Here is a 13,074-nt window from a genome sequence, read left to right on the forward strand (position 1 = left end):
CGAATCGGCGGGGGCCGTTTTGGAGAGGGAACGGCAATGGCGGCCATGGAAGCGCTCGAGGTTTTGCTGGTGGACGACAACCAGCATATGCGCACCATCGCCAGTGCAATTCTGAAATCGGCGGGCATCCGACGCATTCATGAGGTCGATGACGGCGCCGAGGCGCTGAAGGCGATGAATCATGTGCCGATCGATCTGGCCATCGTGGACTTCAACATGTTCCCGCTGGACGGTGTGGAGTTCACGCGCATGGTCCGCAACAGTCCCGACAGCGCCAATCCGTATCTGCCCATCATCATGATGACCGGCCATTCCGAACGGGCAAAGGTGCAGCAGGCCCGCGACGCGGGCGTCACCGAGTTCGTGGTCAAGCCGGTCAAGCCCAAGGCGATGCTGGACCGGATTCACGCGGTGATCTTCAACCCCCGCCCCTTCGTGAAGGCCGATGACTATTTCGGGCCCTGCCGTCGCCGCAAGACGATGGAAGACTACGCCGGTCCCTGGCGTCGCTCCAACGACGCGGGCTCGGCCTCCAACGTGGCGTAAACCGCGTCGGGAAAGCGCTTGTGTGTCCAGAACCATTCCTGGGGCCGGGCGCGCACCTGGTCCTCGATAAAGCGGGTGATGGCCTGGGTGGCCTCTTCCACGGCACGGGCCTTGTCGGCGGCCGACGTGGCGGGCCGCACCCGCATCTCGGGATGGAAGGTCACGATCAGGCGGGCCGGGCCTGACCGCTCCACGGTGACCGGAACGATGGGGGCGTCAAAACGCTGCGCCAGACGGCTGGGGCCCGTGGCGGTGTTCACCGGATGGCCGAAGAAGGCCACCGTCGGCCCCTCGCGGAATTTCTGGTCGTTCAGCAGGGCCACCGACTCACCGCGCTTCATGCCCTCCAGCAATTCGCGCGCGCCGTCCCCGCCCTTGGCCGCCATCAGTTCGACCCCGTAGCGGGCGCGCTGTGCGGTGATCATGCGGTCCACATAGGGGTTGTTGCCCGCGCGGTAGGTGACCTGGGTCTTCAGGCCCGTCGAGACGATGGCCGCGGCCATGGCCTCCCAGTTCGAGAAGTGCCCCGATACCAGCACCGCCGCCCGGCCGCTGTCGCGCAGGGCGTGCAGTCGCTCGGCCCCCACCACCTTCACCCGCCCGGTCCCCGGCGTGATGCGGTCCATGAGAGGAAATTCGGCGAAGGTGCGCCCGGTGCTTTCCCACTGGGCGCGGGCCAGGGCCGCGCGTCCGGCCTCGTCCATGTCCGGAAAGGCAAGACGGAGGTTTCTCTGAACTGTCCTTTCGGCGCTGGTCATGGGACCGATGCGGGCCACCAGCCACGCGCCGAAGTTCGACGCCGTCTCCAGCGGGAGGGCGCGCATCAGGCCGGAATAGGCCGCGAAGGCCGCCGCCTGGGCCAGCCAGCCCAGGCGTTTTCCGGGCGACGGATTGTCGTCCCGGCCGTGAACTGCGCGCCTACCAGGCAATGGTGACCCCGCCGTCGATCACCAGGGTCTGGCCGGTCATGTAGGCGGAGGCGGGCGCCGCCAGATAGACCGCCGCCCCGGCGATCTCGTCGGGCTGGCCGATGCGCCGCAGGGGCGCCGGCTCGGTGACGGTCTTCAGCAGGTCCGGGTTCTCCCACAGATATTTGGCGAAATCGGTCTGGACCAGTCCCGGGGCAATGCAGTTCACCCGCACGTTGGATGGCCCCCACTCCACCGCCAGATTGCGCGCCATCTGCATGTCGGCGGCCTTGGAGACATTGTAGGCGCCGATCAGGGCGTTGCCGCGCAGCCCGCCGATGGAGGACAGCAGGATGATGGAGCCGTCCTTCCGCTCCAGCATCTGGGGCGCGACCATCTGGATCAACCAGTGATTCGAGATGACGTTGTTCTGAAGGATCTTTTCGAACTGCTCGTCGGTAATCCCGGCCATGGGCCCGGCGTAAGGATTGGTGGCGGCGTTGCACACCAGGATGTCGATCTGGCCGAAGGCGACGTTGGTCTCGTCCACGAGACGCTGCAGGTCTTCCTTTGATGCGATGTTGGCGGGAACGGCGATGGCGCGGCCCTCCCCGTGCTTCGCATTGATGGCCTGGGCGACCTCCTCGCATGGCCCGGCCTTGCGCGACGAGATGACGACATTGGCGCCGTGGTCGGCCATCTGCTCGGCGATCGCCTTGCCGATGCCCTTGGACGAACCGGTGATGACGGCGGTTTTCCCCGACAAATCGAACAGTTTCATGCGTTAACCTTCTTGTTCCCCTATACGGCACTAGCCGCGGACCCCTGATACCCTGATACTCAGGCGATTCCATCCGGGAAGGCGGCGATCCATTCCCATGCGCAAGATCACATTCGGGCTGCTTTTTGCATCCTACCTGTTTCTGGCCCTGACGGTCTCGGCGCTCATCTGGCGCGCGGGCTTCGGGCTGGGCAATGCTGCGGCGGCGTTCTTCGGAGCGCTCGGCGTCGGCATGGCCATGCACGCCCTGGTGACCGGGGCGCTGGACCGCCGCGCCATCCGCAAGGAGGTGGAAGCCGTGCGTCAGGCCCATCGCCTGCTGGCCGACGCCATGGAGAACACCCAGAACGCCCTGTCCGAACTGGCCCAGGCCATCGAGACCGGCGCCCTGTCGCGCACCGAGGAGCTGACCACCGAGGTGCGCATGCTGGAAAGCCTCGTCACCCAGATCAGCGAGGGGCTCGAGGCCAAGCTGGCCGCCACGCCCGCCTATCCGCCCGGCAGTCTGGAAGCCCGTATCTATCAACAGCAAGGCGCCCTGCTGCGCACGGTCCAGGACGCCCTGGCCGACAACCGGGTGGATCTGTACCTGCAGCCGGTGGTCACCCTGCCCCAGCGGCGCACCACCTTCTACGAGAGCTTCACCCGCCTGCGAGACGGCACCGGCCGGGTGCTGATGCCCGCCGAATATCTGTCGGTGGCCGAGGGCGAGGGTCTGGTCCCCGCCATCGACAACCTGCTGCTGTTCCGCTGCGCCCAGATCGTGCGCCGGCTGGCGACCCAGGACCGCAAGGTGGGGGTGTTCTGCAACGTCTCCCTGACCTCGCTGGGCGACGAGACCTTCTTTCCCAAATTTCTCGAGTTCCTCAGCGAGAACCGCGATCTGAAGGACGCCCTGATCTTCGAGCTGGGCCAGGCGGTGTTCGACGCGCGCGGCGCGGTGGAGGCCCGCAACATGGCCAAGCTGGCCGACCTGGGCTTCCGCTTCTCCATCGACAAGGTCCAGACCCTCGATCTGGACTTCACCGACCTGCAGCGCTCTGACGTCAAGTTCGTCAAGATCGCCGCCGACCTCCTGATCGAACAACTGCTGGATCAGGACGCGGGCGCGGCCGTGCCGTCCCTGCGCGACATCCAGGCCGCCGACTTCGCCGGTCTGGTGCGCCGCTACGGCATGGAGGTCATCGCCGAGAAGGTGGAGACCGAGCGTCAGGCGGTGGACGTGCTGGAGCTGGACATCGCCATGGGCCAGGGCCACCTGTTCGGCGAGCCCCGCGCCATCAAGGAAGCGGTGCTGGCCGAGGCGGACACGCCCTCCGACTTCGTCCGCGACACCCTCCAAAGCGCCGAACGCCGCCGCCGCTTCGCCTGACCAGGATCTCCTCCCCATTCCTGAGATGGGGAGGTGGCGCGGGCGCGAGTCAGCGCGCGTGACGGAGGGGGCGGCGCGGGCGGACAGAGATTTGGCGATTCATGCGGCGAACACCGGATCGCCCCCTCCACCACCCCGGGGGCTCCCCTCCCCGCAAACGGGGAGGATTTTAGCCCAGGTCTGTGATGTCGCCGGTGCGGGGGGGCTGGCCGGCGAACTCGTCGGCGTAGGCGGGGGCCAGCAGGGACCGGAACACCGACTGGGGCACCGCGATCTCGTAGCCGCCCTCGGCGTAGGGGCCGACCTGGTAGGGGCCGATGAGGAAGACCAGCCCGCCCGCCTTGCCCGGCGTGGTGGACGACGCCAGCACGAAGGGGGTCGTGCCCGCGCGGGGGCACGACCAACCGCTCTGAGTCGGATTCAGACCGATGGTCTCGGCGCCGGGGTTGCGCGCACGGCGAGCGGTGTTGATGGCGTCGCACAGGGCCTGGTCCAGCGCCGACAGGTCGGCGCCGCGCCGGAACAGCTGGGCCGGCTGGACGAATTGCTTGAGGGCCTTGTCCCAGATCACCGCGCCATAGGCCGGGTTGGGGTGGGCGCCGCCGGTGTATTCGGAGCTGTTGCGCTGCAGGCTGATCAGCTTGCCGGTCTCGCCCGCGGCCACATAGTCGATGTGCTTGGAATAGGGCGGCAGGTCCATGTCGCCTTCGTATTCGGTGCGGTCCGCCTGGGCGCCCTCGGAGAAGGTGCGCAGCTCGCGCACGGCTTCCGCATACAGGCGGGCGTGCAGGTCCGGCTGGGCGCGTACGGCTTCGGGCAGGGCCAGATTGACCTGGGCGAAGCGGTTCTCGCTCTCGTAGGTCATGGGCGCCGCGCCGTCGGCGGGGGTGACCGCGGCGCCCTCGGCCGGCGCCTCGGGGGCGGGGGCCTCGCGCTCGCGTCGGTCGCAGGCGGCGAGGGTCAGGGCCGCGGCGGCTGTGATGATCAGGGCGCGGGAAGGCAGGCTCATCTTCGACGTCTCCTCGGGAAGGATGGCTGACCCTACAACGGGATCGCGCCGAGCGCGACGGCGGCCAGCAGGATCAGGCCCGCCTCGCGGTTGGATTTGAACAGGCGCAGGGCCAGGACCCCGTCGTCGGGCTTCAGACGAGCCCCCTGCAGCGCCAGATGACCGGCGTACGCCAGCAGGCCCAGGGCGAACAGCGGGCCCAGACCAACCAACGCCCCGGCCCCCGCCGCGCACAGGACGGCCAGGCCGTAGAACACCGCGACGCCGGTCCTGACCTTGCCGCCCAGCCGCCGGGCGGAGGACTTCACCCCGACCATGGCGTCGTCCTCAATGTCCTGAAGGGCGTAGATGGTGTCGTAGCCGAGGGTCCAGAAGACGCCGCCCAGATAGAGCAGAAACACCGCCGGATGCACCTGCCCGCCCACGGCGGCGAACCCCATCAGGGCGCCCCAGTTGAAGGTCAGGCCCAGCCAGGCCTGGGGCCACCAGGTGATGCGCTTCATGAAGGGATAGGCCGCCACCAGCGCCAGCGAGCCCACGCCCAGCAATATGGCGGTCAGGTTGAAAGTCAGCAGGATCAGCAGGCTCACCAGCGAACAGCCGATGACGAAGGCCCAGGCCCCCTTCACGCGGATGCGGCCGGAGGCGACGGGCCGGGCGGCGGTGCGGGCCACCTGCCGGTCGATGTCGCGGTCGACGATGTCGTTGAAGGCGCAGCCCGCCGCCCGCATCAGGCAGGCCCCGACGGCGAAGGCGGCCAGCAGCCACCAGCCGTATGCGTCCGGCGCCGCCCGATTCTGGGCCAGCGCCAGAGCAATCCCCTGCCAGCCGGGCAGCAGCAGCAGCCAGACGCCGATGGGCCGGTCGAAGCGGCCCAGCTTCAGCCACGGCTTCAGGCCTTCCGGCGCGAAGCGGTCCACCCAGTTGGCGCGCGCGGCGTCGGGAAGCGGCGAGGTGCTCATGGCCGAGCCATAGCGCCGCTTTGCGGCCCGGGCGAGAGGAACGATGTCGTTTCGGCGCCACAGGGACGCATAATGCAAATGGGTCGCATTGCCTGTCTGCACCGCCCCGCCTAGAAGCCGCCAACCTTAAGAATGCGTCGCAGAAAAAGCGGCGCCACCCGGAGCCCGCCGTCATGCGTCATCGCGCCGCCGCCTCGATCCTCGCTCTTTCCGCCGCCCTGGCCGCCCCGGCCGCCTGGGCCGCAGACAGCGATCCCGTGGTGCTGGAGGCGGTCATCGTCACCGCCTCGGCGGAGGACGCCCGCACGGTGGGCGGCTCAGCGACCTTCCTGGACAACGCTGCGCTGGACGTCTTCGGCCACGCCGACGTCAACCAGGTGCTGCGTCAGGTGCCGGGCGTGTTCCTGCAGGAGGAGGACGGGTTCGGCCTGCGCCCCAACATCGGCATCCGGGGGTCGGGCACAGACCGTTCCGGCCGGGTGGCAGTGATGGAGGACGGCGTGCTGATCGCCCCGGCGCCCTACGCGGCCCCGGCCGCCTACTATTTTCCCCGTCTGACGCGCATGACGGGCGTGGAGGTGACCAAGGGCCCCGGGGCCATCAAATACGGCCCCCTGACCACCGGAGGGGCGATCAATCTGTTCTCCACGCCGATCCCGGACACGGCGGCCGGCGAGCTGGAGATTCTCGGCGGAACCGACGGCGCCCTGCGCGCCCACGGCTGGGTCGGGGGCTGGGCGCCGCTGGGCGGGGGGCTCGAGTTCGGGGGCCTGATCGAGGGGCTGCGCGAGGAGAGCGACGGCTTCAAGATTCTGGACAACGGCGGCCCCACCGGATTCGACATCGACGATCTGGTGTTCAAGCTGGCCGTGCGCACCGGGCCGGGCGCCGTCCTGCCCCAGTCGCTGGAGCTGAAGCACCAGACCTATGACGAGACCTCGCACGAAACCTATCTTGGCCTGACCCTGGCGGACTTCGGCGCTGATCCGTTCCGGCGCTACAACGGCAGCCAGGTCGACCGCATGAACGTGGCCCACGACACCTGGCAGCTGACCCACCGCATCGCCCTGTCCAGCGCCCTGGACCTGACCACCATCGCCTACCGCACAGAGACCACCCGGGCCTGGTACAAGCTGAACGACGTGCGCAATTCGGCCGGGACCGGCTGGGTCGGGATCGGCGCGGTGCTGGCCGATCCGGGCGCCTATGCGGACCAGATGGCCGTGCTGGTCGGGGCGGACGGATTCACCAGCGCCGACGGCGCCCTGCGGGTGCGCAACAACAACCGCGCCTATGAATCAGAGGGCATCCAGACGGTGCTGACCGCCCGCTTCCACACGGGCGCCCTGTCCCACCAGCTGGAGGTTTCGGCCCGCTATCACCAGGATTCCGAGGACCGGTTCCAGCGCGATGACCTCTACCGCATGGACGACGGGACCATGGTCCTGACCACCCGGGGCGTGGACGGCGTGCAGGACAACCGGGTCGGCGAGGCCGAGGCCTGGGCCTTCTTCGTGCGGGACGTGATCCGGACCGGGGCCCTGACCCTGACCCCGGGCGTTCGCTATGAGACCATAGACCTGACCCGCACCAACTACGCCCTGGTGGGCGGTCCGCGCGGCGCGCCCCTGTCCGTGCTCGAGTCCAGCGTCGACGTGTGGATCCCCGGCGTGGGCCTGACCTATGACCTGACCCCGTCCCTGCGGCTGGTGGCCGGGGCGCACAGGGGTTTCTCCAACCCCGGCCCGGGCTCCTCGGTGGAGCCGGAGACCTCGTGGAACTATGAGGCGGGCGTGCGACACCGGTCAGGCGGGCTGGACGTGGAGGTCATCGCCTACGTCAACGACTACGACAATCTGCTGGGAACCTGCACGGCCTCGACGGGCGGCGGCTGCACCATCGGCGACCAGTTCTCGGGCGGAGCCTTCGTGGCGCGCGGCGTGGAGGCGACGGCGGCCTATGATCTGGGCTTGGCCATGGGCGCGGGCTTCGGCGTGCCGCTGTCGCTGGTCTACACCTTCACCGACACCGAGTTCCGCACCAGTTTCTCGTCCAGCTACGAGCCCTGGGGCGATGTGCAGGCCGGGGACGAGGCGCCCTATCTGCCGGCGCATCAGCTGACCCTGAACGCCGGGGTGCGGTTCGACCGGTGGCGCGCCGACGTGCGGCTGAACCGGGTCAGCGAGGCCCGCGCCGTGGCGGGATCGGGCCCCGTCGCGGCAGAGGACCGCATCGACGCGCGGACCCTGGTGGACATGGCCGGGTCGTTCGACCTGACGGACAACGTGGCCCTGTTCGCCAGCGTCCAGAACCTGACCAACGAGGTCTACAACGTGGCCTTCTCGCCCGCCGGTGCCCGGCCGGGCGCCCCGCGCCTAGCCATGGGCGGTCTGCGCCTGCGCTTCTGATCGAAGCCGGAGGTCAGGGCGCCATGCGGCCTTCGGCCTCGTGGAACGGGAAGACGAGGTCCGGGTCGGGGACGATCGGTTTTTCACGGCCCGGGCGCTCCAGCCGGGACAGGACGTGACTCATGATGCCGAGCCGGGCGTCCTTCTTGCGGTCGGTCCCCACGATGGTCCAGGGCGAGTGGCCCGTATGGGTGGCCCACAGCATCTGGTCCCGCGCGGTGGAGTAGTCGTCCCAGCGGGCCTGGGCCACCCCGTCCAGGGCCGAGATCTTGAACTTCTTGAGCGGGTCCTCGCGGCGCGCCTCGAGCCGGGCGGCCTGCTCCTCGCGGCTGATGTCCAGCCACAGCTTGATCAGGGCGATGCCGTGGCGGGTCAGCATGTCCTCGAATTCGGGCGCGTCCTCGAGGAAGGCGGCGTGCTCGGCCGGGGTGCAGAAGCCCATCACCGGCTCGACGCCGCCGCGGTTGTACCAGGAGCGGTTGAACACCACGAACTCACCTGCCGCCGGGAAGTGGGGGGTGTAGCGCTGGAAATACCACTGGGTGGTCTCGCGCTCTGTGGGCTTGGGCAGGGCGACCACACGGGTGTTCCGGGGCGCCATGTGGGCGGTCATGCGGCGGATGGCGCCGTCCTTGCCGGCGGTGTCGCGCCCCTCCAGCACCACCAGCACCCGGCGGCCTTCGGCCATCAGCCAGGCCTGGGTCTGGACCATCTCGATCTGGAGCCGCTTCAGGCTCGCCTTGTAACCGCTGTTCTTTGTCATGCCCCACAGTGCGTCCGGCGGCGCCGGGGCGCAAGCGGGGCGCGTCAGGGATGAAAGAGTCCGCGATCCCGCTAGACTGCCCGCAGGATCACAGGAGTTCTCCATGCTCGACCGCCGCCGCATGATCACGACCGCAGCCGCCCTGACGGTCGCCGGAACCGCAGAACGGGCGATGGCGACGCCCTTGCCCCGCGACGCGGTGCTGACAGAGGCGCTGGAGCGCTCCGGCGCGCCCGCTCTGGCGGGAGCCGTCATCGGACGGGAGGGCCTGATCTGGAGCGGGGCCGCAGGGGTGCGGGCCGCCGGGAGCGACGACGCCGTGACCGGCGACGACCTGTGGCATCTGGGCTCCAACACCAAGGCCATGACGGCGATGCTGTACGGGCGGCTGGTGGAGGACGGGCTGGCCCGGTGGGGCGCGACCCTGCCCGGGCTGTTCCCGGATATGGAAGTCGACGCAGCGTGGGCGGAAACCACGATCGAGGATCTGATGACCCACCGGGGGGGCCTGCTGGACACTACGGTGCTGGACCTGCCCACCCGCGCCGCCGGGTTCAGCGACGGCCGTCCCGTGAACGAACAGCGCACCGATCTGGCCCGCCGCGCCCTGAACCGGCCGCCCGCGGGGGAGCCGGGAGTCTTCGCCTATGGCAACCTGAACTACATTCTGGTCGGGGCGGCCATCGAGCGCCTGACCGGGACGACGTGGGAAGACGCCATGCGCGCGCGGCTGTTCCAGCCGCTGGGGATCACCAGCGGCGGGTTCGGTCCGCCGTCGGGGGATCAGCCGCGCGGACACATGAATCTGGGCGGACCCGTGCCGGTGGAGCCGGATCAAGCGGGATCGGACAATCCCTCGATGATGGGGCCGGGGGCCACAATCCATATGACGCTGGCGGACTATGGCCGGTTCCTGATCCTGTTCCTGACCGATGGCGGCGGCTTCGTGACGCCGGAAACTCTCGCCCGACTGACCACGCCGCCGGACGGCGCGGACTACGCCCTGGGCTGGGCCGTGTCGGCCGACAGTCCGCTGACCGGCGGCCCGATGCTGGCCCATGAAGGCTCCAACACCCTGTGGCATGTGACGACGATCATTGCGCCTGCACGGGGGCTGGCCGCTGTCGCCGCCTCCAATGATCACGGCCGGGGCGGACCCGCGACCCAGGGATTGGCCGCCCGGCTGATCCGCCCGTAAACGGGAGAAGGCGTTTTGGCACCGTCACGCCCTTGGTCTAGACAGGGGTGATGGATCGTGACCTCGCCGACTTCTGGAACCTGCTGTGGGAGCTGGCGCTGGGCGTCATTGCGGGTTTCTTTCTGCTGAACGCGTTCGCCCCGCCCCAGGATCTGCCGTGGAAACCGCTGGATCTTGACGCGCCCATCGGGCGGGCCACGGCCGCCAAGGTGTCCGACTTCGAACTGGCCCGCACGGCGGCGGCCGAAGAGGTGACCGCCGTCACCGACGCCTGCATGGCGATGCTTCGCGAGGCGGGCGTGGAGGTGCAGCGCGCAGGGGACCGCGACGACGGCGGATTCTGCATTGTTCGCGGCGCGGTGCGCATCACCGGCGGGGACGTGACGCCTCTGGCGCCGGCCGGGGTGATCATGCAGTGCCCCCTGGCCATGCGCTACGTGATCTGGGACCGTCAGGTGCTGCGGCCCGCGGCGCAGGAGACCTTCGGATCGGATGCGGCCCGTGTGGACAACTACGGTTCCTATTCCTGCCGCCGCATCTACGGATCGGAACAGGTCAATGACCGGCCCAGCGAGCATGCGCGGGCCAATGCGCTGGACGTGGCGGGGGTGACGCTGGAGGACGGTCGGCGGGTCACCCTGGCAGCGGACTGGGACGGCGAGGGTCCGGCCGGGCGCCAGGGCTCGGTGTTCCTGCGCCGGCTCAGCCGGGGCGCCTGTCAGGTGTTCTCGACGGTGCTGGGGCCGGAATACAACGCCGCCCACGAGGATCATCTGCATTTCGACGGGGCTGACCGGGGCTTTTGCCGCTGAAACGGGTGTGTCGTTTCCCGGTTGACCCCTTTGGACAGACAGGTGAGAAAGTTGGCGTGATCCGAGATTGCGCGTGGTCGACCGCGCGTGATCACCCGTTCACCTGAACGGGTTCTCGTGATCGGATCGCCGTGCGCTCCGTCGGGGCGTACGACTGGAAGAAGCGCCATTACGGAGTGCGCAACATGGCGACCGGCACGGTCAAGTGGTTCAACCCCACGAAGGGCTTCGGCTTCATTCAACCTGAAAACGGCGGCAACGACGTGTTCGTTCACGTCACCGCGGTGCAGAAGGCGGGGTTGCAGGGTCTCGATGAGAACGCCCGCATCGAGTACGAACTGGAGGAGCAGCGCGGCAAGACCGCCGCGGTGAACCTCAAGCTTCTCTAATCCTTCCGGCCGGAAGGCCCCGGATTTGAAGACATGACGGGCGCGGGATCCATGGATTCCGCGCCCGTTTGCCGTTCCAGGGCGGCGGGCGGGCGGCCGCGCGCCGACCAATGAGCCAGCAGCACGGCGGACAGCACCAGGGCGCCGCCGGCCATCTGGACGGCCGTCATGGTCTCGCCGAAGATCAGCCAGCCCAGGATCGCCGCCGCCACCGGCTGGATCAGGATGACCACGGCGGTCATGGCGGCCGAGACCCGGCCCAGGGCCCAGGCCACCCCGCCCTGCCCCGCCACATGCATGACCCCCAGACCCACGCAGGCGGCCCATCCGGCGAGGGTGGCGGGAATGATCTCCTCGCCCAGCACCAGACAGGCGGCCAGCATCAGGGGAATGGGTATGGCGGTGCTCCACAGCATGACCCGCACCGCGCCTGCGGTGGATCGGGCCGCTTTCACCGCCAGAAAATAGCCCGCGTACCATAGCGCCACCGACAGGGAGAGCAGGTCCCCCAGCAAGGGGTCAGTCCCCTGCCCCCCGTCCGCCCCCGCCGCCATGGCGAAGGCGCCGGTCATGGCGAAAGCGAGGGCCAGAACGAACACGGCGCGGGGCCGCCGTTTCAGCACGATCCAGGCGAACAGGGTGACGACGACGGGGGTGAGGTTGCACAGCACGGTGGCGTTGGCCACGGAGGTCATGACGATCCCGTAGTGCCAGAACGAAAGGTCCAGAAAGAAGAACAGCCCCGCCAGCGCCATCCATCTCGAGGGCCGTCCCACGCCCTCGCCGCCCGGCCGGTGGGTCAGGAGGAACAGCAGCGGCAGGGCGAAGATGAATCGCCACAGCCCCGCCGCCGCCGGCCCTGTCTCGGTCAGCCGCACCAGAATGGGCGCCAGGCTCAGCACCACCGCGGAGCAGACCAGCACGAGGAGAGGGAGAAGGGCGGAGACGCGGGGCGACATCATGGCTGGCTCATACATCTCCCTCCCCGTCTCGGGGAGGGAGAAATCCGGACCTAATCGAACCCCATCTCCGCCCTCAACCGCTTCACCGTCATGCCGCCCGCGCGCAGTTCAGCCAAGGTCTGTGACCGGTCACGCTTGGCGTAGCGTTTCCCGTCCGGCCCCATCAGCAGTCGGTGGTGGCGATAGACCGGCGCGGTCCAGCCCATGAGGGCCTGGATAAGGCGTTGGATATGGGCGGCCTCGAAGAGGTCGCGGCCCCGGATCACATGGGTGACGCCTTGCAGCGCGTCATCGTGGGTCGCCGCCAGATGATAGGCCACGCCCGCGTCCTTGCGCGCCAGCACCACGTCGCCCGCCGTCTCGGGACGCGCGCGGATGACGCCGGTCTCGCCATCGGGTCCGGCGCCCTGTTCAACGAACGCGAGGTCGTCCCAGGCCGGGCCCAGCGCCTCGCGCGCCCGGTCCAGCGACAGACGCCAGGCGAAGGGCCGGCCCTCATCCAGCAACCGCGCCTCTTCGTCCGGCGCGTGGGGTCCTGGGCGCACCGCCTCGGCCGAGCCATGGGGCGCCTGGCCGATGCCCTCCATGATCTCGCGGCGGGTGCGGAAACATCGATACAGCAGGCCCCGCGCGTTCAGGTGCTCGATGACAGCGGCATAGTCGTTCAGATGATCGGACTGGCGCCGCACCGGCGTTTCCCAGTCCAGCTCCAGCCAGATCAGATCCTCAAGAATCGCCTCCTCGTATTCCTGGCGGCAGCGGGTCTGATCGATGTCCTCGATGCGCAGGATGAACCGCCCTCCCGCTTCACGGGCGGCCTTATGTGCGGTCAAGGCGGAAAACGCGTGGCCCCGGTGGAGCAGGCCGGTGGGGGATGGCGCGAAGCGGGTGACGAAGCTCATGGGCAAAGCATAGCCGACTCGCGGTTTGCGGACCCGGTCAAACGCGGCGGCTTCCCCCTACG

Annotated in this window: 13 protein-coding genes; 6 read left to right on the forward strand and 7 right to left on the reverse strand. The window is 69.0% G+C overall.

Annotated features, from left to right (window positions below; translation table 11 throughout):
* Positions 1-36: 36 nt before the first annotated feature.
* Entirely contained in the window at positions 37-546 is a 510-nt protein-coding gene (locus ACK4FB_RS03785) for a response regulator (RefSeq protein ID WP_409747994.1), read from the forward strand.
* On the opposite strand, the gene ACK4FB_RS03790 is transcribed toward ACK4FB_RS03785, so the two are convergent.
* A complete protein-coding gene (locus ACK4FB_RS03790; RefSeq protein ID WP_409747996.1) occupies positions 489-1,475 on the reverse strand; it encodes a lysophospholipid acyltransferase family protein in 987 nt (328 codons plus the stop codon). The two genes, ACK4FB_RS03785 and ACK4FB_RS03790, sit on opposite strands and share 58 nt — an antisense overlap.
* Complete coding sequence (locus tag ACK4FB_RS03795) at positions 1,465-2,235, reverse strand: SDR family NAD(P)-dependent oxidoreductase (protein WP_409747998.1); 771 nt, start codon at positions 2,233-2,235, stop codon at positions 1,465-1,467. Before ACK4FB_RS03795 ends, ACK4FB_RS03790 begins: the two co-directional genes overlap by 11 nt.
* Before the next feature lie 97 nt (positions 2,236-2,332).
* On the opposite strand from ACK4FB_RS03795, the gene ACK4FB_RS03800 reads away from it, so the two are divergent.
* The gene (locus tag ACK4FB_RS03800; RefSeq protein WP_409748000.1) at positions 2,333-3,607 is read left to right on the forward strand and encodes an EAL domain-containing protein; all 1,275 of its coding nucleotides are present in this window, start codon (positions 2,333-2,335) and stop codon (positions 3,605-3,607) included.
* A gap of 169 nt (positions 3,608-3,776) precedes the next feature.
* On the opposite strand, the gene ACK4FB_RS03805 is transcribed toward ACK4FB_RS03800, so the two are convergent.
* Both ACK4FB_RS03805 and ubiA read right to left on the reverse strand, forming a co-directional pair.
* A complete protein-coding gene (locus ACK4FB_RS03805) occupies positions 3,777-4,616 on the reverse strand; it encodes a PdaC/SigV domain-containing protein (protein ID WP_409748002.1) in 840 nt (279 codons plus the stop codon).
* Between the two features lie 32 nt (positions 4,617-4,648).
* Positions 4,649-5,578 carry a 4-hydroxybenzoate octaprenyltransferase gene (gene ubiA, locus ACK4FB_RS03810; protein ID WP_409748004.1) on the reverse strand — a complete coding sequence of 310 codons (930 nt, stop codon included), beginning with the start codon at positions 5,576-5,578 and terminating at the stop codon, positions 4,649-4,651.
* A gap of 173 nt (positions 5,579-5,751) precedes the next feature.
* On the opposite strand from ubiA, the gene ACK4FB_RS03815 reads away from it, so the two are divergent.
* The gene (locus ACK4FB_RS03815) at positions 5,752-7,986 is read left to right on the forward strand and encodes a TonB-dependent receptor family protein (protein WP_409748006.1); all 2,235 of its coding nucleotides are present in this window, start codon (positions 5,752-5,754) and stop codon (positions 7,984-7,986) included.
* A gap of 13 nt (positions 7,987-7,999) precedes the next feature.
* On the opposite strand, the gene ppk2 is transcribed toward ACK4FB_RS03815, so the two are convergent.
* Positions 8,000-8,749: a polyphosphate kinase 2 gene (ppk2, locus tag ACK4FB_RS03820; RefSeq protein ID WP_409748008.1), complete on the reverse strand. Its 750-nt coding sequence runs from the start codon at positions 8,747-8,749 to the stop codon at positions 8,000-8,002.
* 103 nt (positions 8,750-8,852) lie between these two features.
* Here ppk2 and ACK4FB_RS03825 point away from each other — a divergent pair, with 103 nt between their 5' ends.
* The 3 genes from ACK4FB_RS03825 to ACK4FB_RS03835 all read left to right on the forward strand — a co-directional run bounded on the left by ACK4FB_RS03825 (position 8,853) and on the right by ACK4FB_RS03835 (position 11,148).
* On the forward strand, positions 8,853-9,947 hold the full coding sequence (locus ACK4FB_RS03825; protein ID WP_409748010.1) for a serine hydrolase domain-containing protein: 1,095 nt from the start codon (positions 8,853-8,855) through the stop codon (positions 9,945-9,947).
* A gap of 50 nt (positions 9,948-9,997) precedes the next feature.
* Positions 9,998-10,759: an extensin family protein gene (locus ACK4FB_RS03830; RefSeq protein ID WP_409748012.1), complete on the forward strand. Its 762-nt coding sequence runs from the start codon at positions 9,998-10,000 to the stop codon at positions 10,757-10,759.
* Between the two features lie 185 nt (positions 10,760-10,944).
* A complete protein-coding gene (locus ACK4FB_RS03835; RefSeq protein WP_021697934.1) occupies positions 10,945-11,148 on the forward strand; it encodes a cold-shock protein in 204 nt (67 codons plus the stop codon).
* Here ACK4FB_RS03835 and ACK4FB_RS03840 read toward each other — a convergent pair.
* Together ACK4FB_RS03840 and gluQRS are read right to left on the reverse strand one after the other, a co-directional pair.
* A complete protein-coding gene (locus ACK4FB_RS03840; protein ID WP_409748014.1) occupies positions 11,145-12,110 on the reverse strand; it encodes a DMT family transporter in 966 nt (321 codons plus the stop codon). The genes ACK4FB_RS03835 and ACK4FB_RS03840 overlap by 4 nt on opposite strands.
* Positions 12,111-12,160: 50 nt before the next feature.
* Positions 12,161-13,012, reverse strand: coding sequence for a tRNA glutamyl-Q(34) synthetase GluQRS (gene gluQRS / locus ACK4FB_RS03845; protein ID WP_409748016.1), 852 nt, complete (start codon positions 13,010-13,012; stop codon positions 12,161-12,163).
* Positions 13,013-13,074 lie beyond the last annotated feature (62 nt).

It is taken from the genome of Brevundimonas sp. (assembly GCF_046299535.1).
GTDB lineage: Bacteria > Pseudomonadota > Alphaproteobacteria > Caulobacterales > Caulobacteraceae > Brevundimonas.